General features: G+C 63.6%; 22 protein-coding genes and 1 pseudogene. 19 read left to right on the forward strand and 4 right to left on the reverse strand.

Annotated features, from left to right (window positions below):
• Positions 1-99: 99 nt before the first annotated feature.
• The 11 genes and pseudogenes from IVB54_RS35050 to IVB54_RS35100 form a co-directional block, all read left to right on the forward strand.
• A complete protein-coding gene (locus IVB54_RS35050) occupies positions 100-966 on the forward strand; it encodes an IclR family transcriptional regulator (RefSeq protein ID WP_018458483.1) in 867 nt (288 codons plus the stop codon).
• 66 nt (positions 967-1032) lie between these two features.
• Positions 1033-1830 carry an ABC transporter ATP-binding protein gene (locus IVB54_RS35055; protein WP_007599710.1) on the forward strand — a complete coding sequence of 266 codons (798 nt, stop codon included), beginning with the start codon at positions 1033-1035 and terminating at the stop codon, positions 1828-1830.
• The gene (locus IVB54_RS35060) at positions 1827-2540 is read left to right on the forward strand and encodes an ABC transporter ATP-binding protein (protein ID WP_007599709.1); all 714 of its coding nucleotides are present in this window, start codon (positions 1827-1829) and stop codon (positions 2538-2540) included. Before IVB54_RS35055 ends, IVB54_RS35060 begins: the two co-directional genes overlap by 4 nt.
• A 12-nt stretch (positions 2541-2552) precedes the next feature.
• A complete protein-coding gene (locus IVB54_RS35065; protein WP_007599708.1) occupies positions 2553-3431 on the forward strand; it encodes a branched-chain amino acid ABC transporter permease in 879 nt (292 codons plus the stop codon).
• A gap of 2 nt (positions 3432-3433) precedes the next feature.
• Positions 3434-4450, forward strand: a complete 1017-nt coding sequence (locus IVB54_RS35070; protein ID WP_026233593.1) for a branched-chain amino acid ABC transporter permease — start codon at positions 3434-3436, stop codon at positions 4448-4450.
• A gap of 31 nt (positions 4451-4481) precedes the next feature.
• Positions 4482-5717, forward strand: coding sequence for an ABC transporter substrate-binding protein (locus IVB54_RS35075; protein ID WP_026233592.1), 1236 nt, complete (start codon positions 4482-4484; stop codon positions 5715-5717).
• A gap of 121 nt (positions 5718-5838) precedes the next feature.
• The gene (locus IVB54_RS35080) at positions 5839-7065 is read left to right on the forward strand and encodes an ABC transporter substrate-binding protein (RefSeq protein WP_018458480.1); all 1227 of its coding nucleotides are present in this window, start codon (positions 5839-5841) and stop codon (positions 7063-7065) included.
• A gap of 239 nt (positions 7066-7304) precedes the next feature.
• Complete coding sequence (locus IVB54_RS35085; protein ID WP_018458479.1) at positions 7305-8534, forward strand: ABC transporter substrate-binding protein; 1230 nt, start codon at positions 7305-7307, stop codon at positions 8532-8534.
• Between the two features lie 193 nt (positions 8535-8727).
• The gene (locus IVB54_RS35090; RefSeq protein ID WP_018458478.1) at positions 8728-10011 is read left to right on the forward strand and encodes a glycerate kinase; all 1284 of its coding nucleotides are present in this window, start codon (positions 8728-8730) and stop codon (positions 10009-10011) included.
• Positions 10012-10198: 187 nt separating this feature from the next.
• Positions 10199-10873, forward strand: a complete 675-nt coding sequence (locus IVB54_RS35095) for a PAS-domain containing protein (RefSeq protein WP_026233591.1) — start codon at positions 10199-10201, stop codon at positions 10871-10873.
• Positions 10852-12009 (forward strand): annotated as a pseudogene (locus IVB54_RS35100) (EAL domain-containing protein); the annotation flags it as partial. The gene IVB54_RS35095 and the pseudogene IVB54_RS35100, both read left to right, overlap by 22 nt.
• Before the next feature lie 198 nt (positions 12010-12207).
• Here IVB54_RS35100 and IVB54_RS35105 read toward each other — a convergent pair.
• Complete coding sequence (locus IVB54_RS35105; RefSeq protein WP_007605305.1) at positions 12208-12729, reverse strand: MarR family transcriptional regulator; 522 nt, start codon at positions 12727-12729, stop codon at positions 12208-12210.
• A gap of 176 nt (positions 12730-12905) precedes the next feature.
• Between IVB54_RS35105 and IVB54_RS35110 the strand changes: the two genes are divergently transcribed.
• From IVB54_RS35110 to IVB54_RS35120, 3 genes are read left to right on the forward strand one after another with little or no spacing between them, the layout of a single operon-like run.
• The gene (locus tag IVB54_RS35110) at positions 12906-13946 is read left to right on the forward strand and encodes a branched-chain amino acid ABC transporter permease (protein ID WP_026233590.1); all 1041 of its coding nucleotides are present in this window, start codon (positions 12906-12908) and stop codon (positions 13944-13946) included.
• Positions 13947-13953: 7 nt separating this feature from the next.
• Positions 13954-15723, forward strand: a complete 1770-nt coding sequence (locus tag IVB54_RS35115; RefSeq protein WP_018458476.1) for a branched-chain amino acid ABC transporter ATP-binding protein/permease — start codon at positions 13954-13956, stop codon at positions 15721-15723.
• On the forward strand, positions 15720-16451 hold the full coding sequence (locus IVB54_RS35120) for an ABC transporter ATP-binding protein (RefSeq protein WP_018458475.1): 732 nt from the start codon (positions 15720-15722) through the stop codon (positions 16449-16451). Before IVB54_RS35115 ends, IVB54_RS35120 begins: the two co-directional genes overlap by 4 nt.
• Positions 16452-16632: 181 nt before the next feature.
• On the opposite strand, the gene IVB54_RS35125 is transcribed toward IVB54_RS35120, so the two are convergent.
• Positions 16633-17256, reverse strand: coding sequence for a pyridoxamine 5'-phosphate oxidase family protein (locus IVB54_RS35125; protein ID WP_018458474.1), 624 nt, complete (start codon positions 17254-17256; stop codon positions 16633-16635).
• 120 nt (positions 17257-17376) lie between these two features.
• On the opposite strand from IVB54_RS35125, the gene IVB54_RS35130 reads away from it, so the two are divergent.
• Positions 17377-18261, forward strand: a complete 885-nt coding sequence (locus IVB54_RS35130) for a LysR family transcriptional regulator (protein ID WP_018458473.1) — start codon at positions 17377-17379, stop codon at positions 18259-18261.
• A 5-nt stretch (positions 18262-18266) separates the two neighbouring features.
• Here the strand turns inward: IVB54_RS35130 and IVB54_RS35135 are convergent, their stop codons facing one another.
• Both IVB54_RS35135 and pobA read right to left on the reverse strand, forming a co-directional pair.
• Positions 18267-18686, reverse strand: coding sequence for a PaaI family thioesterase (locus tag IVB54_RS35135; protein WP_018458472.1), 420 nt, complete (start codon positions 18684-18686; stop codon positions 18267-18269).
• Positions 18687-18920: 234 nt separating this feature from the next.
• Entirely contained in the window at positions 18921-20090 is a 1170-nt protein-coding gene (gene pobA, locus IVB54_RS35140; protein WP_026233588.1) for a 4-hydroxybenzoate 3-monooxygenase, read from the reverse strand.
• A gap of 214 nt (positions 20091-20304) precedes the next feature.
• Here pobA and IVB54_RS35145 point away from each other — a divergent pair, with 214 nt between their 5' ends.
• The 4 genes from IVB54_RS35145 to IVB54_RS35160 all read left to right on the forward strand — a co-directional run bounded on the left by IVB54_RS35145 (position 20305) and on the right by IVB54_RS35160 (position 23958).
• Positions 20305-21321: a TRAP transporter substrate-binding protein gene (locus tag IVB54_RS35145; RefSeq protein WP_018458470.1), complete on the forward strand. Its 1017-nt coding sequence runs from the start codon at positions 20305-20307 to the stop codon at positions 21319-21321.
• A gap of 133 nt (positions 21322-21454) precedes the next feature.
• Entirely contained in the window at positions 21455-21964 is a 510-nt protein-coding gene (locus IVB54_RS35150) for a TRAP transporter small permease (RefSeq protein WP_018458469.1), read from the forward strand.
• Positions 21965-21966: 2 nt separating this feature from the next.
• Positions 21967-23286, forward strand: a complete 1320-nt coding sequence (locus tag IVB54_RS35155; protein WP_018458468.1) for a TRAP transporter permease — start codon at positions 21967-21969, stop codon at positions 23284-23286.
• Positions 23287-23496: 210 nt separating this feature from the next.
• On the forward strand, positions 23497-23958 hold the full coding sequence (locus tag IVB54_RS35160) for a DUF3237 domain-containing protein (RefSeq protein ID WP_018458467.1): 462 nt from the start codon (positions 23497-23499) through the stop codon (positions 23956-23958).
• Positions 23959-24198 lie beyond the last annotated feature (240 nt).

A 24198-nucleotide genomic window follows, 5' to 3' on the forward strand; every position in this document is an offset into this window, starting at 1 on the left:
TTCAATTTCGCACTGCAGAATTTAATTCCGCATCTTGACGGCAGGGTTATTTTGAAGCACGTGGCTTGTCAACGACTCCGCGCAAGAAGCAGATCAGGGATGAAGCGTACAGGAAAGAAGACAGCGACCGATCGGAATTTCGTCGTCGCGCTTTCCCGCGGACTTGACGTATTGCGCGCATTCCAGCCCAGCGACGGACTTCTTGGCAATCAGGAAATCGCGGCCCGCACCAATTTGCCCAAGCCGACCGTTTCGCGGCTGACCTATACCTTGACCAAGCTCGGCTATCTGACGCCGGTTCCCCGCTTCGAGAAATATCAGCTTGCGCCGGCCGCGATGGCGCTCGGCTACGCCGCGTTGTCCAATCTCGGCGTTCGGCATTTGTCCGAGCCGTTTCGCGAGGAAATGATGCGTGCGACCGGCGGCGCCGTCGCCATCGGCGGCCGCGACCGGCACAGCATGATCTATTTCGGACAGAGCCGTGGCAGCGAGACGGTTGGCGTTCAACTGGACGTCGGCTCCCGCGTGCCGATTGCAACCAGCGCGATGGGCCGCGCCTATTTCTGGGCACTCGACGAAGACAATCGCGCTGAACTGTCTCGTGTCTTGCGCGAACATTACGGCAGCCGCTGGCCCAAGATGCGCGACGGGTTGGAACGCTCCGGCGAGACGGTCGCGAAATATGGATTTGCGATTTCGGTCGGCGACTGGCACGACGACATCGGCGCCGCCGGCGTCGCGCTCAGACTCAACGACGGAACCGGTCCTTACGCATTCAATTGCGGCGCGCCCGCATTCCGCTTCACGGAAGAGCGTTTGATCAACGACATTGGACCGCGTCTGCTTGCGATGGTAAGGAACATCGAAGCGGCACTCGGGGGTCTGATGCCGCATTCCAAAAAAGACGTCAGCAAAAAGCTGAAATCAGGAGGGAAAGTTGCGCGTGTGGCCGAGGGGATCAGATAGCCTTTGTCATCATCGGGAGCGGTTCACATCGCCCCTTCGCTCACTGAACACAGTGGGCGAGACGAGATGACGCAGGCACAGCTCGCGCAGGGGACATCGCCCCTGCTCGCGGTTCGCGACGTCAGCGTCGTGTTCGGCGGCATCGTCGCGCTCAATGGTGTGTCCTTTGACATGCACAAGGGCCAGATCCTCGGCTTGATCGGCCCTAACGGCGCCGGCAAGACCACGCTCTTCAACTGCCTCTCGCGGCTCTACCAGCCGTCGTCCGGCGACATCCTGATGGAGGGCGCGAGCATCCTGACGCGCCCGCCGCACCGGATCGCGGAGATCGGCATCGGCCGCACCTTCCAGAACGTGGCGCTGTTTCCGAATTTGTCGGTGATGGACAATGTCCGCGTCGGCACCCATGCCCGCACCTCCAGCGACATCATCAGCGACTCGCTGCGGCTGGCCTGGGTTCGCCGCAGCGAGAGCGACGTCAACAAGAAGGTGCACGAGATCCTCGCCTATCTCGACCTCGAGGACGTCGCCCACACCGTCGTGTCGGGCCTGCCGTTCGGCACGCAGAAGCGCGTCGAGCTGGCGCGCGCGCTCGCTGCCGATCCGAAGATCCTGCTGCTCGACGAGCCCGCCGGCGGCCTCAACCACGAGGAAGTCTACGTGCTCGGCGACCTCATCCGCCGCATCCGCGACGAACGCCACATGACCGTGCTGCTGGTCGAGCATCACATGGGCCTCGTGATGTCGATCGCCGACCACGTCGTCGCGCTGAATTTCGGCAAGAAGCTCGCGGAAGGCACGCCCGCCCAGGTGCAGGCGGATCCCGACGTCATCAAGGCCTATCTCGGGAGCAAGGACCAATGACGACGCTGCTCAACGTCAAGGACCTGCGCGCTTATTACGGCCAGGTCCAGGCCCTCCACGGTCTGTCCTTCTCGCTCAGCGAGGGATCGCTGACCACGTTGCTGGGGGCCAACGGCGCCGGCAAGACCACCACGCTGCGCGCGATCTGCAACATGGTGCGCTCAACCGGCGGCATCGAGTTCGACGGCAAGCCGCTGAACAACCGCTCCACCGAGAGCATCGTGCGGTTCGGCATCGCCCATGTGCCGCAGGGCCGCGGCACCTTCACCACCATGACGGTGGAGGAAAACCTCCAGCTCGGCGCGATCACCCGCAAGGACAGCGCCGGCATCGTCTCCGACATCGAGCGCATGTATGCGCATTTCCCGGTGCTGAAGCAGCGGCATACCCAACAGGCCGGCACGCTCTCGGGCGGCGAGCAGCAGATGCTGGCGGTCGCCCGCGCCCTGATGCTGCGGCCGCGGCTGATGCTGCTGGACGAGCCTTCGTTCGGCCTGGCGCCGCTGGTGGTGCGCGACCTGTTCGGCATCCTCGGCAAGATCAACCGCGAGGACAAGGTGTCGATCCTGGTGGTCGAGCAGAACGCCCAGCTCGCGCTGGAGCTCGCCGACCAGGCCTATGTGATCGAGACCGGGCGCATCGTGATGTCGGGCAACGCCAAGGACATCGCGAACAACGAAGAAATCCGCAAATCCTACCTGGGTTACTGAGGAGCCGGCACGATGGAGCTGTTCACCAACCAAGTGCTGGCCGGCATCGCCACGGGCGCGATCTACGCCTGCATGGCGCTCGCCGTGGTCATGATCTATCAGGCGATCGACCATCTCAACTTCGCCCAGGGTGAGATGGCGATGTTCTCGACCTTCATCTCCTGGCAGCTGATGCAATGGGGCATCCCATATTGGGCTGCCTTCGTGATCACGCTGGCATTGTCCTTTGTCGGCGGCATCGCGATCGAGCGCATCCTGTTCAAGCCGCTCGCCAAGGCGCCGGTGCTGACCAACGTCGCCGGCTTTATCGCGCTGTTCGCGATCATCAACTCCTCGGCCGGCCTGATCTGGGACTTCACCATTAAGCAGTATCCGACCCCGTTCGGCTCCTCGCCCTTCCTCGGCAGCCAGCTGATCTCGACCCACCAGGCCGGCATGATCGGCGTCACCGTGCTGCTGCTGCTCGGCCTCTACTTCTTCTTCCAGTACACCAAGATCGGCCTCGCCATGCGCGCGGCCGCCTCCGTGCCTGAATCGGCCCGACTGGTCGGCATCAACACGAGCTGGATGATCGCGCTCGGCTGGGGCATGGCGTCCGCGATCGGTGCGATCGCCGGCATGCTGATCGCACCGGTCGTGTTCCTCGAGCCCAATATGATGGGCGGCGTGCTGATCTACGGCTTCGCCGCGGCGGTGCTCGGCGGACTGACCAGCCCGTTCGGCGCCGTGGTCGGCGGCTTCCTGGTCGGCGTCTTCGAGAACCTCGCCGGCACCTACATTCCCGGCGTCGGCAACGAGCTGAAGCTTCCGATCGCGCTCGCGCTGATCATTTCCGTCCTGGTCGTCAAACCCGCTGGCCTGTTCGGCCGGCAAATCGTCAAGCGAGTTTGATCATGAGCGCTGCAGAAGACGTCGTCACGGAAGCCCCGGCCGTCGAGGCGGTTCCGAAGCGGGCGATGACGCTGGGCACGGGCACCTCTCTGTTGGTGCTGGCGGTGCTGTTGATCGTGCCGGTGTTCGTCAAGAACTTCATCATCTTCCAGATGACGATGCTCCTGATCTACGGGCTCGCGGTGCTGGCCTTGAACATCCTGACGGGCGGCTCCGGCCAGTTCTCGCTCGGCCAGAGCGCCTTCTACGCCGTGGGCGCTTATACGTCGGCGGTGCTGATGGAGTACTTCAACGTCAACTATGCGCTGACAATTCCGATTTCCGCCGCGGTCTGCTTCGCATTCGGCTACCTGTTCGGCAAGCCGGCGCTGCGGCTGTCGGGCGTCTATCTCGCGCTCGCGACCTTTGCGCTTGCCACCGCGATGCCGCAGCTGCTGAAGCTGAACTTCCTCGAGCACTGGACCGGCGGCGTGCAGGGCCTCGTCGTCACCAAGCCCGACGCGCCGTTCGGGCTGCCTATGTCGCAGGACACCTGGCTCTACTACTTCTCGCTCGCCGTCGTGCTCGCGATCTACATCTTCTCGGTCAACCTGCTGCGCTCCCGGTCGGGCCGCGCCTTCATGGCGATCCGCGACAACGAGATCGCGGCCTCCTCGATGGGCGTCAACGTCGCACTGTACAAGACGCTGGCCTTCGGCGTGTCCGCCGGCATCACCGGCGTTGCCGGCTCGCTTGGCGCCATCGCCGTGCAGTTCGTCGCGCCCGACAGCTACACGATCACGCTGGCGATCTCGCTGTTCCTCGGCATGGTCGTCGGTGGCGTCGGCTGGCTGCCCGGCTCGTTCGTCGGCGCCGCCTTCATCATTTTCGTGCCGAACATGGCGGAGGGCATCTCCAAGGGCCTCTCCGGCGCGGTGTTCGGCGTACTCCTGTTCGCCGTCATCTACCTCGTGCCGCACGGCGCGAGGCAGATTGCGATCATGGGCCAGCAACTCGTCGGCCGGCTCAGAAAGAACTGACAACCCGTTGATTAAGCTAAGGAGACCCGAATTGTTTTTTGAAAGAACACTGCGAACCGCTGCGCTGGTGACGGCAACGGCGGTCATCACTCTCACCTCCGGCGCCGCATTCGCCCAGAAAAAATATGACACCGGCGCGTCCGATACCGAGATCAAGATCGGCAACATCATGCCGTATAGCGGTCCGGCCTCGGCCTATGGCATCATCGGCAAGACCGAAGAAGCCTACTTCAAGATGATCAACGACAAGGGCGGCATCAACGGCCGCAAGATCAACTTCGTCACCTATGACGACGGCTATTCGCCGCCGAAGGCCGTCGAGCAGGTCCGCAAGCTGGTCGAGAGCGACGAGGTGATCGTCGTGTTCAACCCGCTCGGCACGCCCTCGAACAGCGCGATCCAGAAATACCTCAACGCCAAGAAGATCCCGCAGCTGTTCGTCGCCACCGGCGCCACCAAGTGGAATGACCCGAAGAACTTCCCCTGGACCATGGGCTGGCAGCCGTCCTACCAGAGCGAAGCGCAGATCTACGCGAAATGGCTGTTGAAGGAAAAGCCGGACGCCAAGATCGCGATCCTCTATCAGAACGACGATTTCGGCAAAGACTACCTCAAGGGCACCAAGGACGGCCTGGGCGCCAAGGGCGCGTCCATGATCATCATGGAAGAAAGCTACGAGGTGTCCGAACCCTCGATCGACGGTCACATCGTCAAGATCAAGGCGGCCAATCCCGACGTCCTGCTGATCTACGCGACGCCGAAGTTCGCGGCCCAGACCATCAAGAAGACCGCCGAGCTGAGCTGGAAGCCGCTGCAGATCCTCACCAACGTGTCGATCTCGGTCGGCAGCGTGATGAAGCCGGCCGGCTTCGAGGCCTCGCAGGGCGTGCTGTCGGCGGCCTATGCCAAGGACTCCACGGACCCGCAGTGGGCCAACGACCCCGGCATGAAGAAGTGGAACGAGTTCGTCGACAAGTACATGCCGGGTGCCGACAAGTCCGACACCAGCATGGTCTACGGCTACGGCGCGGCGTCGACGCTGGCCAAGGTCCTGGAGATGTGCGGCGACGATCTGACCCGGGCCAACATCATGAAGCAGGCGGCCTCGTTGAAGGATTTCGCACCGGATACCCTGCTGCCCGGCGTCAAGATCAACACCAGCCCAACCGACTTCGCCCCGATCGCCCAGCTCCAGATGCAGCGTTTCAAGGGCGAGAAGTGGGAACTCTTCGGCGAGATCATCAGCGGCGACATCGCCACGGAGTGACGCTCTGACGCTATAGTCCGACACATCGAGAAGCCCCCGCGAACGAATCGCGGGGGCTTTTTGTTGACGTCCCGCATCAATCTTGTTCAATGCGGCGGCGATCCGTTCCGGGTGGAGAAAGATGACTGCCGTTCGATTTCAGGTTGCGGGCGTTCTGGCCGCATTCGCGTTGTGCACTGCGATGAGCGGCCCGGTCCTGGCGCAGAAGAAATACGACAGCGGCGCTTCCGATACCGAGATCAAAATCGGCAACATCATGCCCTATAGCGGCCCGGCCTCCGCCTATGCGGCGATCGGCAAGGCCGAGGAAGCCTATTTCAACAAGATCAATGCCGAGGGCGGCATCGGCGGCCGCAAGATCAAGTTCATCTCCTACGACGACGGCTATTCGCCGCCGAAGACGGTGGAGCAGGCCCGCAAGCTGGTCGAGAGCGACGGGGTGCTGCTGATCTTCGGCTCGCTCGGCACCTCCACCAACGGCGCCATCCGCAAATACATGAACGAGAAGAAGGTGCCGCAATTGTTCGTGGCGAGCGGCGCTTCGAAGTGGAACGATCCGAAGCAATATCCCTGGACCATGGGCTGGCAGCCGAGCTACGCCAGCGAGGCGCGCATCTACGCCAAATACATCATGAAGGAGAAGCCGGACGGCAAGATCGGCGTGCTCTATCAGAACGACGATTTCGGCAAGGACTACCTGAAAGGGCTGAAGGATGGCCTTGGACCCAAGGCCTCGATGATCGTGCTGGAAGACGGTTACGACACGTCGGAGCCGGCAATCGACGAGCACGTTGTGAAATTGAAGGCCTCCGGCGCCGACATTTTCGTCAGCATCACCACCCCGAAATTTGCAGCGCAGGCGATCAAGAAGGCGGCCGAGATCGGCTGGCATCCGGTCCACATCATCTCCAACGTCTCGGCCTCGGTCGGCGGCGTACTCGAGCCGGCGGGGCTCGAGATCTCGCAAGGGATCCTGTCGGCGAGCTACACCAAGGACGCCTCCGACCCGCAATGGAATGCCGATGACGGCATGAAGAAATTCTACAACTTCCTCGCCAAATACGATCCCAAGGCCAACAAGCTCGATGCCGGCGTGGTGTTCGGCTATGCCGCCGCGCAGACCATGGTGAAGGTGCTGCAAATGTGCGGTGACGACCTCACCCGCGACAACGTCATGAAGCAGGCCGCCTCCTTGAAGGATTTCCAGCCCGACACGCTGTTGCCAGGCATCAAGATCAACACCGCAGCCGACGATTTCGCCCCGATCGAGCAGCTCCAGATGATGCGCTTCAAGGGCAAGAAGTGGGAGCTGTTCGGGGACGTGATCTCGAGCGAGCTCGACCACTGAAGCCGCGCAACTCAAACTCGCTCCTGATCGGTTCATCAACTCAAGCGGATGCCTCTTCTCGCAGTCGCACACGAGCGCGCGGCCGCCCCTGACTACTAAAGAAGCAGCCCCCGCGACCCCGCCGCAGGGGCTTTCTGTTGTAGGCATCAGGTAAATCGTATTGAATTGCGGCTGCGTCACCAAAAACAGGCAACACAAGAAAAGGGACGCACACACACCAAGAAAATAGGGAGATAGGAATGCCCGCTGTCACCGGCAAACTTGCGGCCGCGTCACTGGCGCTCGCGCTCATTGCGGCCTCGGCCTCCACTGCATCGGCCCAGAAGAAATACGACACCGGCGCGACCGATACCGAGATCAAGGTCGGCAACATCATGCCTTACAGCGGACCGGCCTCCGCCTACGGCATCATCGGACGGACCGAAGCCGCCTATTTCAAGAAGATCAACGACGAAGGCGGCATCAACGGTCGCAAGATCAACTTCATCAGCTACGACGACGCCTACTCGCCGCCGAAAACGGTGGAGCAGGCGCGCAAGCTGGTCGAGAGCGACGAGGTGCTGTTCATCTTCAACTCGCTCGGCACGCCGCCGAACTCGGCGATCCACAAATACATGAACTCGAAGAAGGTGCCGCAGCTCTTCGTCGCCACCGGCGCCACCAAGTGGAACGATCCGCAGAACTTCCCCTGGACCATGGGGTGGCAGCCCAACTACCAGAGCGAGACGCAGATCTACGCGAAGTGGCTGCTGAAGAACAAGCCCGACGCCAAGATCGCCGTGCTGTTCCAGAACGATGATTACGGCAAGGATTATCTCAAGGGCCTGAAGGACGGCCTCGGCGCCAAAGCCGCGTCGATGATCGTCGTGGAGGAGAGCTACGAGACCTCCGAACCGACCATCGACAACCACATCGTCAAGCTGAAGTCGACCGGCGCCGACGTCTTCATGAACATCACGACGCCGAAATTCGCAGCCCAGGCGATCAAGAAGAACGCCGAGATCGGCTGGAAGCCGCTGCACTTCCTCAACAACGTCTCTGCCTCCGTCGGCAGCGTGATGAAGCCTGCCGGCTTCGAGAACGGCCAGGACATCATCTCGGCCGATTATCTGAAGGACGTATCGGATCCGCAGTGGGCCAATGATGCCGGCATGAAGGACTTTCTCGCCTTCATGACCAAATACTTCCCCGAGGGCGACAAGCTCGATAAGGGCACGATCGTCGGCTATGCCGTGGCCCAGACCCTGGTTCAGGTCTTGAAGCAGTGCGGTGACGATCTCACGCGCGAGAACGTCATGAAGCAAGCGGCGAATCTGAAGGACTTCCGCACCGAGGCCCTGCTGCCGGGCGTGAAGATCAACACCTCGCCGACCGATTTCGCGCCGATCAGCCAGCTTCAACTCGAGAAGTTCAAAGGCGAGAAGTTTGAGCTGTTCGGAGACGTGATCAGCGCCGACGTCGGCGGTTAGCCCCATCAAGGACGCGACGACGGAAACCCCCTGCGAACCATCGCAGGGGGTTTTTGCTTGCGCGGCGATTATGATCACGCGATTGCACAATCGAATGATGGCAAAGCCGGCTTACGCTTTGGCGCATGATGCGGTAGGCAGGTGAGCGGCGCGTTCGCCGCCAGTCTTTCCTGTCCGCTCAAGGCCCTTCGTCATGACCGACCGACGCCCCCTGCTCCGCGCGCTCTACGACGCCGCCGTTGCCGCCGCTCATCCGAGCACAATTCTGGCGCCGCACCTGCGGCCCGCGCCAAAGGGACGCGTGATCTGTCTCGCCGCCGGCAAGGGCGCGGCCGCGATGGCCGCCGCCGCCGAGCGGCATTATCTCGACACGCTCGGGCTCGCACCGGAACGCCTCGTCGGCATCGCCACCACGCGTCACGGCTACGGCGTGCCGACGCGCCGCATCCGCGTGGTCGAGGCCGGTCATCCCGTGCCCGACGAAGCCGGCCTGAAGGGCGCGGCCGACACGCTGGCGCTCGCGGCCGAGGCCGGGCCGGACGATCTGCTCTTGGTGCTGCTCACCGGCGGCGGCTCGGCGAACTGGATCGCGCCCGTCAACGGCATCAGCTTCGGGCAGAAGCAGGCGGTCAACAAGGCGCTGCTCCGCTCCGGCGCGCCGATCGGCGAGATGAATGTCGTGCGCAAGCATCTGTCGCGGATCAAGGGCGGGCGGCTGGCGCGCGCCGGCAAAAATGCCGCCGAGATCGTGACGCTTGCGATTTCCGACGTGCCGCATGACGATCCCTCCGCAATCGCCTCCGGTCCGACCGTGCCCGATCCGACCACGCTCAATGATGCGCGCGCCATCGTCGCCAGGTACAAGCTCGACATCGACGATGCCGTCCGCCGCGCGCTGGACGACCCCGCCAACGAGAGCTGCAAGCCCGGTGATGCCGCCTTCGCGCGCGCGCATTTCGAATTGATCGCACGTCCGAAGCAATCGCTCGACGCTGCGGTCAAACTCGCGCATGAGGCCGGTTACGAGACGATCGATCTCGGCGCCGACCTCGAAGGGGAGGCCCGCGACGTTGCCGCCGATCACGCCAGGCTGGCGCTTCAGGCCCGCGCGCAGGGCAAGCGTGTCGCGATCCTCTCCGGCGGCGAGCTCACGGTCACCGTGCGCGGCAATGGCCGCGGCGGCCCGAACCAGGAATACGCGCTGGCGCTCGCCGGCCTCTTGAAGGACACGCCTGACATCTCCGCGCTCGCCGGCGACACCGACGGCGCCGATGGCGGTGCCGGCAATCCCACTGATCCCGCCGGCGCGCTGATCGACGCGGCGACGTTCGCGAAGATGGCGGCGCAGCGGCTGCAGCCGCAGGCCTATCTCGACAACAACGACGCGACCACGTTCTTCGAGGCGACGGGCGACCTGTTGCTGCCGGGGCCCACGCTGACCAATGTGAACGACATCAGGGTAATCCTGGTCGACTGACACGGTGGCATCGCCATCCCGCCGGCGCCCCGCGCGGTTCGGCGGACGACATGGTTAACGATCTCTGAATTCTCGTCGGTGTCCTCTTTTCCAGGGGGCGGGCATCGCCGCCCTTAACCTCGCGTTCGCCGCAGTTTCAGGAACATGTCGCGAAATTGGGCGAATTGTCGGGCTGATCTACCGCGAGATGTACGCGCTCTCGCCCGACCAGGTGCACCCGGGCACGCCGATCAAGGACCTGATCGAGCATCGGCTCAAACTGGGCCTGAGCATCGGCGGAGAAGCCGGCGCCTATGTCCGTGCCCGCACCGAGGGTTCGGTCGTCAGTGAGCAGACGGTCCAGCAATTCGCCGACGGACGAATCATCGCCTACACCATTCATCCCCTGCCCGACGGCGGCGGCATGGCGACGCACGAGGACATTACAGAGCGCGAAGAGCTCAGTCGGCGGTTGCAGGAGCGCAATTTTCAGTTCGACATCGCGATCAACAACATGTCGCACGGACTCTGCTTCTTCAGCGCCGACCATCGGCTGGTGGTCTGCAACACGCACTTTATCGAGATGTACGGCCTGCCGCCCGACCGCGTTCGTCCGGGCACGCCGCTCCAGGAGATCCTCGACCTACGCTACGAGGTCGGCAGCGTGCCGGCGATGACGCGGGAGGAATACGCCAAATGGCGGACCGATGTCGCCATGTCAGCCGAGGCCATGGACAGCATCGTCGAGATGCAGAACGGGCGAACCTTCAGATCAGGCACCGACCGATGCCCGATCTCAGGTGGGTCGCGACCCACGAAGACATCACCGAGCAGCGCAAGGCGGAATTGCAGATCGCGCATATGGCGCACTACGACGCGCTGACGGACCTCGCCAATCGCGCCCTGCTCGGTCAGCGCCTCAAGCAGGCGCTCGAACAGGGCGGGATGTTCGCGATCCACCACGTCGATCTCGACAAGTTCAAGGCCGTCAACGACACCCTGGGCCACCAGGCCGGCGACATCCTGCTGCAGGATGTCAGCCGCCGCCTCAAGCAGCTCGCGCGCGACAGCGATACGGTCGCGCGCATGGGTGGCGATGAATTCGTGATCCTCCAGACGCCGATTTCCGATTCGAGCGAGGCGGACCTGCTGGCGCGCGACGTTGTCAGGACGCTGAGTGCTCCGTTCGGGCTCGACGGACACCAGACCATTGCGGGCGCGAGCATCGGGATCGCGATTGCGCCTGGCGACGGCTCGACGCCCGAGCAACTCCTGCACAATGCCGATCTGGCCCTGTATCGCGCGAAAAGCGACGGCCGCGGCATGCACTGCTTCTTCGAACCGGCCATGGGCGAAGAAGCGCAAAGCCGTCGCGGGCTGGAGCAGGACCTGCGCAACGGCCTTGCCGCCGGCCAGTTCGAACTGCACTACCAGCCGGTCGTGAAGACCGACGGCGGCGAGATCAGCGGCTTCGAAGCCTTGATCCGCTGGCGACATCCCCGGCGCGGACTGGTCGCGCCCAACAGCTTTATCCCGCTTGCGGAAGAGATCGGCCTGATCGTGCCGATCGGCGAATGGGTGATCCGGCAGGCCTGTGGCACTGCAAGCCGATGGCCGGACCATCTGCACGTCGCCGTCAACATCTCGGCGGTGCAATTCCGCCAGCCGGGCCTGACGGAGGTGATCGTCGGCGCGCTGGCGGCCTCCGGCCTCGATCCGCGGCGGCTGGAGATCGAGATCACGGAAAGCGTGTTTCTGCAGGACAGGAACGGAACGCTGACGACGCTGCACCAGCTCCGGGCGCTGGGCATCAAGGTCGCCATGGACGATTTCGGCACCGGCTATTCGTCACTGACCTATCTGCAATGCTTCCCCTTCGACAAGATCAAGATCGACCGGTCTTTCGTCAGCGGCGTGGAAAACAATGCGGCATCCCTCAGCATCGTGCGGGCGGTGGCGGCACTGGCGCGCGGGATGGGCATGACGACGACGGCGGAGGGGGTGGAGAGCGAGGAGCAACGGGACCGGATCGCAGCGGAGGGCTGCACGGAAATGCAGGGCTATTTGTTCAGCCCTCCGTTGCCCGCCGAGGAAATCGAGCGCCATTTCCTGTCCGCGAAAACACCTGCCATGCCCGACCGGTTCGCTCTGCGGCATAACCGCCGCCAGCCCGCCCGCGCTTCCGGGTTTGATGCCCGGTCGCCGGGCAATCAACCGTCAAAACTCGTTGGCGATCTTCGAGAGCATCCCGAGCAGGGCTTCGCGGTTGGACGGCCCGAGCAGCTCGTTCAGCCGGGCCTCGTGCTTGGTGGCGACGAGCTTCTTGGCGCGGGCCAGCACGGCCTTGCCCTTGTCGGTCAGCACCAAGATGTGCGAGCGGCGGTCGTTGGTGGAGCGGATCCGCGCGCAAAGGTCGCGGCTCTCGAGATTGTCGAGCATCGCCACGAAATTCGGGCGCAGGATGCCGAGGGTGGAGGCGATCTCGGTCTGGTTACGGCCGGGGTTTTTCTCGACCAGCAGCAGCACGGAGAACTGCGCCGGCGTGAGCTGGAGCGAGGCCATGCAGCGCAGGAAGTTCTCGAACACCTTGAGCTGTGCCCGCTTCAGGACATAGCCGAGCTGCTCCGAGAGCTCGCCGAGCTGGAGGGCTTCACCAGGCCCGTCGGCCGCGTCCTTGCGGCCCTTGGCGGTCTCGGCGGGTTTTTCAGAGGACTTTTCAGCGGTTTTGGAAACGGTCATCGCCTCATGCTCGCAATCCCGTTAAGTTCGGGAGGATCGTTCGCCACCCTTGATGTTATATTTGATAATTGTTATGGACCATATCAAATATCGTCAGCGCTGTTCAATGGCTGTGAGCGGACCGTCCACCACAATCAGGGGACCGGTCCTGAATCTTTGAGGGGGAGCGTCCGGTCTTGAATACCACCATCATGCTGTTCCTGCTGCAGGACGGCATCACCAATGGCGCGATCTATGCGCTGCTCGGCCTGGCGCTGGTGCTGGTGTTCGCCGTCACCCGCGTCATCCTCATTCCCCAAGGCGAATTCGTCACCTATGGCGCGCTGACCTATGCCTCGCTGGCCGCGGGCCAGATGCCGGGTACGGCGAAACTCGCGCTCGCCCTGGGCATTGGCGCCTTCGCGTTCGACCTGTTCGCCGCGCGCAAGGCGCTGCACGGACGCCTGATCCTGCGCAGCGTCATCACCAATATCGTGCTGCCGGCCATCGTGCTGGCGCTGACCGTCTACTACGCCGCTCAGAAGCCGCCGGTTGCGGTCTGCATCGCACTGTCGCTGGTGATCGTGGCGATGATCGGCCTGTTTCTCTACCGCATCGCATTCCAGCCGCTGGCGCACACCTCCGTGCTGGTGCTGTTGATCGCCTCGGTGGGCGTTCACCTCGCGCTTCAGGGTTTGGGCCTTTTGTTCTTCGGCGCCGAAGGCCAGCGCGGACCTGCCGTGCTGTCCGGCTCCTTCACCAGCGGTGCGCTGCGCTTCACCGGCCAGAGCATCACGGTCTATGGCATTACCATCGCCTTCATCGTCGGGCTGTGGCTGTTCTTTGGGTTGACACTTTACGGCAAGGCGCTGCGCGCGACCGCTGTGAACCGGCTCGGTGCCCGGCTCGTCGGCATCCGCACCACGCTATCCGGTCAGATCGCCTTCCTGCTGGCGTCCGTCATCGGCGCACTGTCGGGCATCATGATCGTGCCTATCACGACGCTGTATTACGACTCGGGCTTCCTGATCGGCCTGAAGGGCTTTGTCGCCGCGATCATCGGCGGGCTTGTCAGCTACCCCCTCACCGCCGTCGCGGCGCTAGTCGTCGGCATCGTCGAGGCGTTCTCGTCCTTCTATGCCTCCAACTACAAGGAGGTGATCGTTTTCATGCTCTTGATTCCCGTGCTGCTGCTGCGCTCGCTCGCGGCGCCTGCGGTCGAGGAAGAGAAGGACTGACGCCAAGATGCAGAGCCGGCTCCCCATCCTCATCTTCGCGCTGATCATGGCGGCGATCCCGTTTGTTCCGGGCATGCCCCCATTCTGGATCGTGCTGCTCGACAATATCGGCCTCGCGGCCCTGGTCGCGATGGGCCTCGTGCTGCTGACCGGCGTCGGCGGCCTGACCTCGTTTGGACAAGCGGCCTTCGTCGGCTTCGGCGCCTACACCACCGCGGTGCTGTCGACAACCTACGGCATGTCGCCCTGGCTGACGCTACCACTGTCGCTGCTGGTCAGCGGATTGCTGGCGGTGCTGCTCGGCCTCGTCACCGTCCGTCTCTCCGGCCATTATCTGCCGCTCGGCACGCTCGCCTGGGGACTCGGCTTGTTCTATCTCTTCAGCAAGCTGGAATTTTTGGGAAGAAACGACGGCATCTCGGCGATCCCGCCGCTGTCGATCGGCTCGTTCAAAATGCTCTCGCCCGGCTCGATCTACTACGCGATCTGGGTTGCCGTGATCCTCTCGGCGTTGCTCACGATGAACCTGCTGGACTCCCGCACCGGCCGCGCCATCCGCGCGCTCCGGCGCGGCCATGTCGCGGCCGAGGCGTTCGGCGTGCACACCCCGCGGGCGAAAATGCTGGTGTTCATCCATGCCGCCGTGCTCGCCGGCCTCTCCGGCTGGCTCTACGCCCATCTTCAGCGCGCGGTGAACCCGACGCCGTTCGGCGCGCAGGCGGGCATCGAGTATCTCTTCATCGCCGTGGTCGGCGGCGCCGGCTATGTCTGGGGCGGCGTCCTGGGCGCGGCGCTGGTCGTGGTCCTGAAGGAAGTGCTGCAGAGCTACCTGCCGTTGATCCTGCCCGGCTCGGGCCAGGTCGAGACCATCGTGTTCGGCATCATGCTGGTGGCGTTGCTCCAGCTCGCACCCGGCGGCGTCTGGCCCTGGCTGATGTCGTTCCTGCCCCAGCGTACCAGTGGCAAGAAGCCAGACACTTCGCTGAAACTGGAGCAGCGCACCCGCTCGCCCGGCCAATCCAGCGTCCTGCTCCAGGTCGAGAAGGCGCGGAAACAATTTGGCGGCGTGGTCGCGGTGAACAACGTCTCCTTCGACGTCCAGGCTCGCGAGATCGTCGCGCTGATCGGCCCCAACGGCGCCGGCAAGAGCACCACCTTCAACCTGATCACCGGCGTGCTGTCGGCCAGCTCGGGCTCGATCTCCGTGCTCGGCAACAAGGTCGACAGGGCGCCGCCGCAGGAGATCGTCAAGCTCGGCATCTCCCGCACCTTCCAGCACGTCAAGCTGGTGCCTGATATGACCGTGCTGGAAAACGTCGCGATCGGTGCCCATCTGCGCGGCCATTCGGGGCCGATCTCCTCGATGCTGCGGCTCGACCGCACTGATGAGGCAAAGCTGCTCGCCGAAGCCACCCGCCAGATCGAGCGGGTCGGACTTGGCGAGCAGATGCATCAGCTCGCAGGCTCGCTCTCACTGGGACAGCAACGGATCGTCGAGATCGCCCGTGCGTTGTGCGTCGATCCGATGCTGCTGCTGCTCGACGAGCCGGCCGCCGGCCTGCGCCACATGGAGAAGGAGCGGCTCGCGACGCTGCTGCGCGAGCTGCGCGACGGCGGCATGAGCGTCCTGCTGGTCGAGCACGACATGGGCTTCGTCATGAACCTCGCCGACCGCATCGTGGTGCTCGATTTCGGCACCAAGATCGCGGAAGGAACGCCGGCCACGATCAAGACCAATCCCGAAGTGATCAAGGCCTATCTCGGAGTGGCGGCATGAGCGCGCTGTTGTCCGTCGCCAACGCCCATGTCGCCTATGGCAAGGTCGAGGCCGTGCGCTCGGTCTCGCTCGAAGTCGGCCAGAACCAGATCGTCACCATCGTCGGCGCCAACGGTGCCGGCAAGACCACGCTGCTCTCCGCCATCATCGGCATTTTGCCGCTGAAAGGGCGCGTTTCATTCGCAGGTCAGGACCTGTCGCGGCTCGACATCGAGGACCGCGTCGCCATGGGGCTTGGCCTCGTTCCCGAGCACCGCGAATTGTTCGTGACCATGAATGTCGAGGACAATCTCGAGTTAGGGGCCTTCCGCATCGAGAGAAGCAAGGCGAAAGCCTCGATGGAGCGGGTCTACACGCTGTTTCCGCGGCTCAAGGAGCGGCGCAAGCAGCTCGCCGGCACGCTCTCCGGCGGCGAGCAGCAGATGCTCGCAATGGGCCGCGCACTGATGGGCGAGCCCAAGCTCCTGATGCTGGACGAGCCGAGCCTCGGCCTCGCCCCGATCATCGTCGCCGACATTTTCCGCATCGTCACCGAACTGCGCGCCGCCGGCGTCTCCGTGCTGCTGGTCGAGCAGAACGCGCAGGCGGCATTGAAGATCGCGGATCAGGCCTATGTCATGGAGCTCGGCGAGTTCGTGCTCAGCGGCAAGGCCAGCGACATCGCGGCGAATGAGCGCGTGGCGGCGAGCTATCTCGGCTTCCAGCACGAAGGGGCGAGTGTGTTGTAACTTCGAGACGCGCTTCCTCAAACTAATCTGTCATCGTCCGCCTAGTGCGCAATTGCGCACAGGGGCGGACGATCCAGTATTCCAGAGACCTGTGCTTGAACCGAGGCGCCGCGGCGTACTGGATGCCCCGCCTTCGCGGGGCATGACATCGGAGGATTCAGGGAGAGACGAAGATCGTGGCCTAGCTTGCCCCCTTGTCACCCTTCAGCGCCGCGAGCTCTGCTTCCAGCTCCGCGATCTTCGCATCCCTTGCCGCCAGCGCCGCCGCCACATCTCCAGCGTCGAACTTCTGCGGGATGTGCTGCGGGCAGTTCGTGTCCCACGCTTCGATCTTGAACAGGATCACCTGCTCGGGCCGGGCGCGATAGCCTTTCGGCATCAGCGATGTCGTCAGCGCCTCGTCGTCCTCGACCACCCGCGCTTCGCCCCAGATCTTCACCCGGCGGCGATGGGCGTAGTCCATCACGAAGATGTAGGCCTTGGGATTTTCAGACAGGTTTCCCTGCGTGATGTATTGCCGATTGCCGGCGTAGTCCGTGAAAGCCAGCGTCTGCTTGTCCAGCACCTTCAAGAAGCCCTTCGGGCCGCCACGATGCTGGATGTAGGGCTGGCCGTCGGCCGATGCCGTGGCGAGATAAAAGCTGTTGGCGTCGGCCAGGAACGCCGCGAGGTTCTCATCGACCTCGGTGCGCCAGCCGCGCTGCTCGGCATGGGCATAGCCTTCGCGTGATCCCTTTCGGGTCTGGATCGACTTCACCGCCGGCGTGAACGCCACGTCGCTGGCGTAGGTGTGAGTTGCCGTCATCGGAACATCTCCTGAAATCCCGGCGCATCCCTGCGTCTTCGCCATCCAAAATGGACCTCCCGCCGGCTAAAACAATCATCCCGCTTGACACTTCATCGTTGCGTTATATGCAATAATGCCATGGATCGCCTCGAAGCCATGCATGTTTTCGTCACCGTCGCCGACCTGCGCGGCTTCGCGCCGGCGGCACGAAAACTGCGGCTGTCCCCCTCCGCGGTGACGCGGCTGATCGCGGCGCTGGAGGAGCATCTTGGCGCGCGGCTGTTGCAGCGGACCACCCGTCAAGTGACCCTGACCGACGTCGGCACGCGCTATCTCGAGCGCGCGCGTCGCATCCTCGCCGATGTCGAGGAGGCCGACGGCTCGGCACGGGAGGAGCGCAACCGACCGAGCGGGCGGCTGGTGGTGTCGGCGCCGGTCGGCTTTGGCCGGCTCCATGTCGGGCCTGTCATGATCGCCTACCTCAAGCGCTATCCCGAGGTCGCCTGCGAATTGCGGCTGTCGGACAACCTGGTCAATCTCGTGGAAGATGCCGTCGACGTCGCGGTGCGGATCGGCCATCTCGCCGACTCCTCCCTCGTCGCGCGCCAGGTCGGCGAGATGCGGCGGATCGTGGTGGCGACACCTGGCTATCTCAAGCGCCATGGCGAGCCGAAGACGCCGGAGGCATTGCTCGGGCACCAGACCATCGCCTTCGGTCCATCCGCGAACTGGCGCTTCGTGCAGGACGGCCGCGACATCGAGGTGGCGCCGAATCCACGCTTCGCCAGCAACAGCGCCGACGCCGCCCTGCAATATGCCGAGGCGGGCGGCGGCGTGACCCGGGTGCTGGCCTATCAGGCTGCCGAGGGCCTGCGGCGCGGGCGGCTCAGAATCGTGTTGGCGAAATACGAGCAGCCGGCGTTGCCGATCCACATCGTCTACCCGACCTCGCGCCTGCTCTCCGCCAAGGTGCGTGCCTTCGTCGATCTCGTGGTGGAGACCGCGGAGTGGAAATTCGGGTGACGCCCTCACCCCTTCTTCGGCACTACGCGAAAGGTGCCGCTGGCGCGGGCGATCACGGCGCCGTCGGCCTTCGCGAGGCACTGCGCGAAACAGATCGTGCTGCCGGTCTTGATCGCCTCACCCTCGACCGCGAGCCATTGGCCGATCTCGCCGGCGCCGACATAGTCGACCGACAGCGAGATCGTGACCAACGAGGTCGTCCAGCCCGTCGCCTGCGCGCAGCTGTAGCCCATGGCGGCATCGGCCAGCGCCGCGATCAGGCCGCCATGGATCAGCCCGCGCGCGTTGGTGTGCGGTTTCGCCAGCCGCAATCCCACGGTGACGCCGTTGTCGGTCTTCCTGGAGTAAAGCGGCTCCCAAGGATCGGTGAGCGGGGCTTTGCGAAAGTGCGGCTCGAAGCCGGCGGGAATGTCGGTGCTGGTCATGTCCGTCTCGCGTTGGTGGCTCCCGCCATTGAACGCGGCAGACGGGACAGATGCACCACCTACAAAGTTTTAAACGGAATTTGCGCGGGTGTTTGAAAGGAGTGGCGCCGTCGCCCCGCTATCCCTGTCATCACCCGCGAAAGCGGGTGATCCAGTATTCCAGAGACGGTGACGTGATACGGAGAGGCCGCGGCGTACTGGATGCCCCGCTTTCGCGAGGCATGACGGCGCGCCCTAAAACGGCAGCCCCACGTAATTCTCCGACAGCGAGGTCATCGCGGCCTGCGACTGCGTGACATAGTCGAGCTCGGCGAGCTGGATGCGCGCGCCGATGGTGCCGGTGTCGGGGAATTTGTGCAGCATCGAGGTCATCCACCAGGAGAAGCGCACGGCCTTCCAGACCCGCGCCAGCGCCTTCGCCGAATAGGCATCAATGCCGGCGCTGGATTTTTCGTCGTAGAACTCGCGAAACGCACTCGACAGATAATGCGCGTCGCTCGCGGCCAGGTTCAGCCCCTTGGCGCCGGTCGGCGGCACGATATGGGCGGCGTCACCGCACAGGAACATCCTGCCGAAGCGCATCGGCTCGGCGACGAAGCTGCGCAGCGGCGCAATGCTCTTCTCAATCGAGGGGCCCGTGACCAAGCTGTCGGCGGCGTCCTGGTCGAGCCGGCGCTTGAGCTCGTCCCAGAAACGGTCGTCCGGCCATTGGTCGACGTGGTCGTCGAGCGCGCACTGCACATAGTAACGGCTGCGCCTGGTCGAACGCATGGTGCAGAGCGCAAAGCCACGGGCGTGGTTGGAATAGATCAGCTCGTGGCTGACCGGCGGCGTCTCGGAGAGGATGCCCAGCCAGCCGAACGGATAGATGCGCTCGAACTCCTCGATGGCCGAAGCCGGAACGCTGGCGCGGCTGACGCCGTGAAACCCGTCGCAACCGGCGATGAAATCGCAATCGATGGTGTGGGTGACGCCATCTTTCACGTAGGTTACGCGCGGGTGACCGCCGTCGAAATCCTGCGGCTGCACGTCCTTGGCCTCGTAGACCGAGGTGAGGCCGGCGGCCGTGCGCGCATTCATCAGATCGAGCGTGACCTCGGTCTGGCCGTAGATCATGACCGTCTTGCCGGTCGCAGCCTTCATGTCGATGCGGTGGCGGCGCCCCGAGAAGGTGAGTTCGATCCCTTCATGCACCAGCCCTTCGGCATGCGCCCGTGCGCCGGCGCCGATCTGGTCGAGCAGCGCAACTGTTCCCTCCTCCAGCAGTCCGGCACGGATGCGGCCGAGCACATAGTCCGGGCTCTGCCGCTCCAGAATGACATTGTCGATGCCATAATGATGCAGCAGTTGCCCAAGCAACAATCCTGCCGGCCCCGCCCCGATGATTGCGACTTTTGTCCGCAATACTTGCTCCTCCCGATCCTGTAGGCTTTCGGCGTGGCTCGCTTGTCGCTGCCGTCCGCGCACGATAATTATATCATATAACGGTTGGGCAAAAGGGAGTGCGCGGCGGCACGTCGCGCCAGTTCCGGCTTGAACGCGCCGGCCAACTAGATAACATGTTAATTAACGAGACCGGGCCATCGAAGCCCGCCGTCAAAAGAGGGAGAGACGCGTGATGAGGAAAGCCTGTCTGGCGTTGCTGCTGGCAGCAAGCGTGAGCCCTGCGTTCGCGCAGGACAAGACCTTCGATTTGAAGATCTCGCACTGGGTGCCGGCCTCGCATCCACTACAGAAATCGCTGGAGGACTGGGCTGCTGCGGTCGAGAAGGATTCCGGCGGCACCATCAAGGGCAAGGTGTTTCCGGCCCAGCAGATGGGCAAGGCGTTCGACCATTACGACATGGCGCGCGACGGCATCGCCGACGTCACCTATGTCAATCCCGGCTACCAGCCCGGCCGTTTCCCGATCATCGGCGCTGGCGAATTGCCATTCCTGATCTCGGATGCCAAGGGCGGCTCGATGGGGCTCGACGCCTGGTACCGCAAATACGCCGAGAAGGAGATGAAGGACGTCAAATACTGCCTCGCCTTCGTCCACTCGCCCTCCTCCTTCCATTCCCGCACCAAGAAGATCGTGATGCCGGAGGACGTGAAGGGCCTGAAGATCCGCCCCGCCCACGCCACCATGGCGAACTTCGTCACCTCGCTCGGCGGCACCAATGTGCAATCCTCCGCGCCCGAAGTGCGCGACATCATCGAGCGCGGCGTCGCCGATGGCGTCACCTTCCCCTGGGGCTCGCTGGTGCTGTTCGGCATCGACAAGGTGACCAAATACGACATGGAGGCGCCGCTCTACACCACGACCTTCGTGTTCGTCATGAACAAGGACAAGTACAATGCGATGTCCGACAAGCAGAAGGCCGCGATCGACAAGAATTGCACGGTCGAAATGGCAGGCGTGGTCGGCGAGCACTGGGGCAAGTTCGAGGATGCCGGCATCGACAAGGTCAAGGCGGAGTCCGGTCACGAGGTCTACAAGCTGACGCCCGAGCAGACCGCGGCCTGGAAGAAGGCCGCCGAGCCGCTGGTGAAGACCTGGAGTGACGGCGCGAAGAAGACCGGCGTGGATCCGGACGCGGCGCTTAGCGAGCTGAAGGCCTCGCTGAAGAAGTACAACGCGCTGGCGGAGTAGTTCTTCGTCGAAACACATGCGGCGGCGGGATGCATCTCGCCGCCGTTGTTCTGCACGCGGGTCGAGACGCGAGGAGCGCATCGCGCGTCCTCTCCCTCTCCCGCCCGAGGATGGCATCTCTTAGGAAGCTCCCATGAAGCGCAGCTGGATGGATCGTATTATCGATTCGATCGAATGGATTGCAGCGGCTTTCGTCGGCATCGTCGCGCTCGACATCTTCCTGTCGGTGTTGCTTCGCAACACGCTGAACTATTCGATCCCCGATAGTTTCGACATCGGCCGCATGCTGCTCGGCATCCTGATCTTCTGGGGCATCGCCGCGACCTCCTATCGCGGCACCCACATCACCGTCGACCTCGTCTGGGGCAATGTCGGGCCGCGCTACCAGCGCTGGATCGACGTGTTCGCGACCCTGGTGCTGCTGTTCGTCGTGACGGTGCAGACCTGGACGCTGTTCGACAAGGTGCGCGGCACCTACAACGACAACGTCCAGACCTTCGACATGCACATGCCGACCTGGCCGTTCTTCGCGATCGCCTGGATCGGCGACGTCTCGGCCGTGCTGCTGATCGCGATCCGCACCTACCGGTTGATCTTCCATCCCGAAGAGATGCACGACCCCAAGCTGAAGGCGACGGAGTAATCATGAGCACCGATGCCGTCGCCGTAATCGGCTTCGTTTCCCTGTTCGCCCTGATGCTGCTGCGCGTGCCGGTCGGCATGGCCATGGGCCTCGTCGGCGTCTCCGGCTTTTCCTATCTCGTCGGCGCCACGCCGGCGCTGAAGCTGGTCGGCCAGACCTCGATGCGCACGGTGACCGACTACACCTTCGGCGTCATTCCGATGTTTCTGCTGATGGGCTCGTTCGTCAGCAATTCCGGCATGAGTCGCGAGCTGTTCCGCGCCGCCAACGGCTTTGTCGGCCATTTGCGCGGCGGACTCGGCATCGCCACCGTCGGCGCCTGCGGCGGCTTTGCCGCGATCTGCGGCTCCTCGGTCGCGACCGCCGCGACCTTCTCCGCGGTCGCTTACCCCGAGATGCGCCGCTTCGGCTATCCGCAGTCGTTTGCCACCGGCGTGATCGCGGCCGGCGGCACGCTGGGTGCGATGCTGCCGCCCTCCACCGTGCTCGCCGTCTACGGCATCATCACCGAGCAGGACATCGGCAAGCTGTTCATCGCCGGCATCATCCCGGGCATCCTCGCGATGACCATGTACATGATCACGATCTTCCTGATCGGTTATTTCCGGCCCGACTTCCTGCCCAAGGGCAAGGAGCTGCCGTGGCGCGAGCGCTTCGCCGGCCTGAAGGACATCTGGGCGCCGGTGCTGCTGTTCGTGTTCGTCATCGGCGGCCTTTACGGCCTGCCCTATTTGCCGCGCTTCACGCCGACCGAAGCGGGCGGCGTCGGCGCCGCCGGCGCCTTCATCATCGGCGTGGCGACCGGCCGGCTCGACCGCGAGAAGATTCTGGCGTCGCTGCTCCAGGCGACGCGCACGGCCGCCGCCGTGTTCACCGTGCTGATCGGCGCCTTGATCTTCGGCTATTTCCTCACGGTGACGCAGACCCCGCAAAAGGTGACGGAATTCCTCACCGGCCTCGGTCTCGGCCCCTACGGCGTGCTGGCGTTGATCATGGTGATGTATCTCGTGCTCGGCTGCCTGATGGACGCCATGGCGATGATCATCCTCACCGTGCCGATCATCTTCCCCGTGATCATGCATCTCGGTTTCGACCCGATCTGGTTCGGCGTCATCATCGTCATGACGGTCGAGCTCGGCCTGATCCATCCGCCGGTGGGCATGAACGTCTTTGTCATCAAGAGCGTGGTGAAGGACGTTTCCTTCTCCACCATCTTCAAGGGCGTGATTCCGTTCGTGGCGACAGACCTGGTGCGCCTGGTGATCCTGATCGCCTTCCCGCTGCTGGCGACATGGCTGCCGACGCGGATGATGGCGCATTGAGGAGGTGGTAAAGCGGCGAGCTGTCTTTTCCCTCTCCCCTTGTGGGAGAGGGTGGCTCGCCGCAAAGCGGCGAGACGGGTGAGGGGTATATTTCCTCAAGCGCTGATCTGAGTTTGGAGAGGCATACCCCTCATCCGGCGCTTCGCGCCACCTTCTCCCACAAGGGAGAAGGAAGGACAGCGGCGCTAGTTCAATACAGAAAGGTGACCGATGACGGCCCCTACCCTCGAGACCAAATACGTCTTTACCGTCACCGCACGCATCGGCGACGTCGTCACCGCCGGCGAGACCGGTATCGGCATTCGCCGCATCATCCCGATCGTCGGCGGCGAGGTGACGGGTGCGATCACCGGCAAGGTGCTGCCGTTCGGCGCGGACTTCCAGACCATCCGCCCGAATGAGCTGATTGATCTCGAAGCGAAGTACGCGTTCGAAACCGACGACGGTGCCACCGTCTATGTCGAGAACAAGGGCATGCGCTTCGGCCCGGTCGAGCTGTTGCAAAAGCTCAAGCGCGGCGAACCGGTGGATCCCAAACTGATCTATTTCCGCACCGTGCCGAGGTTCGAGACCGGGCACGAGAAGTACCGCTGGCTGATGGAGCACATTTTTGTCGGGTCAGCAGCGCGTCATGCGGATCGAGTCGTGATCGACGTGCATCAGGTGATGTGAAGGCTTCAGTGCCCTTCGCCGTCGTCCCGGCGAAGGCTGGGACCCATACCGCGTGATCTGTCGATCGCGAATAGTCGGAGTACCGAACGACTTGGCCAAACTTCTCCCTGTGGTTATGGCTCCCGGCCTCCGCCGGGACGACACCGCATTTGGAGGGCGCCTTTTGCCCGCCTGACTGACCCAAGAGGCACCTAGCCCCTTGTTGACTCCTCCTGAATTCGTTATACAACATAACTATTC

Origin of the sequence: Bradyrhizobium sp. CW1 (assembly GCF_023100665.1) — a bacterium.
GTDB classification, from domain to species: Bacteria; Pseudomonadota; Alphaproteobacteria; order Rhizobiales; family Xanthobacteraceae; genus Bradyrhizobium; species Bradyrhizobium canariense_D.

Excerpts from the sequence above, each read along its gene's own strand:
- IVB54_RS35130 (WP_018458473.1), top strand. The coding sequence starts at position 17,377 with ATGGATCGCCTCGAAGCCATGCATGTTTTCGTCACCGTCGCCGACCTG.
- IVB54_RS35145 (WP_018458470.1), top strand. The coding sequence starts at position 20,305 with ATGAGGAAAGCCTGTCTGGCGTTGCTGCTGGCAGCAAGCGTGAGCCCT.
- IVB54_RS35050 (WP_018458483.1), top strand. The coding sequence starts at position 100 with ATGAAGCGTACAGGAAAGAAGACAGCGACCGATCGGAATTTCGTCGTC.
- IVB54_RS35080 (WP_018458480.1), top strand. The coding sequence starts at position 5,839 with ATGACTGCCGTTCGATTTCAGGTTGCGGGCGTTCTGGCCGCATTCGCG.
- IVB54_RS35150 (WP_018458469.1), top strand. The coding sequence starts at position 21,455 with ATGAAGCGCAGCTGGATGGATCGTATTATCGATTCGATCGAATGGATT.
- IVB54_RS35120 (WP_018458475.1), top strand. The coding sequence starts at position 15,720 with ATGAGCGCGCTGTTGTCCGTCGCCAACGCCCATGTCGCCTATGGCAAG.
- IVB54_RS35095 (WP_026233591.1), top strand. The coding sequence starts at position 10,199 with ATGTACGCGCTCTCGCCCGACCAGGTGCACCCGGGCACGCCGATCAAG.
- IVB54_RS35060 (WP_007599709.1), top strand. The coding sequence starts at position 1,827 with ATGACGACGCTGCTCAACGTCAAGGACCTGCGCGCTTATTACGGCCAG.
- IVB54_RS35135 (WP_018458472.1), bottom strand. The coding sequence starts at position 18,686 with ATGACCAGCACCGACATTCCCGCCGGCTTCGAGCCGCACTTTCGCAAA.
- IVB54_RS35090 (WP_018458478.1), top strand. The coding sequence starts at position 8,728 with ATGACCGACCGACGCCCCCTGCTCCGCGCGCTCTACGACGCCGCCGTT.
- IVB54_RS35155 (WP_018458468.1), top strand. The coding sequence starts at position 21,967 with ATGAGCACCGATGCCGTCGCCGTAATCGGCTTCGTTTCCCTGTTCGCC.
- IVB54_RS35105 (WP_007605305.1), bottom strand. The coding sequence starts at position 12,729 with ATGACCGTTTCCAAAACCGCTGAAAAGTCCTCTGAAAAACCCGCCGAG.
- IVB54_RS35055 (WP_007599710.1), top strand. The coding sequence starts at position 1,033 with ATGACGCAGGCACAGCTCGCGCAGGGGACATCGCCCCTGCTCGCGGTT.
- IVB54_RS35160 (WP_018458467.1), top strand. The coding sequence starts at position 23,497 with ATGACGGCCCCTACCCTCGAGACCAAATACGTCTTTACCGTCACCGCA.
- IVB54_RS35125 (WP_018458474.1), bottom strand. The coding sequence starts at position 17,256 with ATGACGGCAACTCACACCTACGCCAGCGACGTGGCGTTCACGCCGGCG.
- IVB54_RS35115 (WP_018458476.1), top strand. The coding sequence starts at position 13,954 with ATGCAGAGCCGGCTCCCCATCCTCATCTTCGCGCTGATCATGGCGGCG.
- IVB54_RS35065 (WP_007599708.1), top strand. The coding sequence starts at position 2,553 with ATGGAGCTGTTCACCAACCAAGTGCTGGCCGGCATCGCCACGGGCGCG.
- IVB54_RS35085 (WP_018458479.1), top strand. The coding sequence starts at position 7,305 with ATGCCCGCTGTCACCGGCAAACTTGCGGCCGCGTCACTGGCGCTCGCG.
- IVB54_RS35070 (WP_026233593.1), top strand. The coding sequence starts at position 3,434 with ATGAGCGCTGCAGAAGACGTCGTCACGGAAGCCCCGGCCGTCGAGGCG.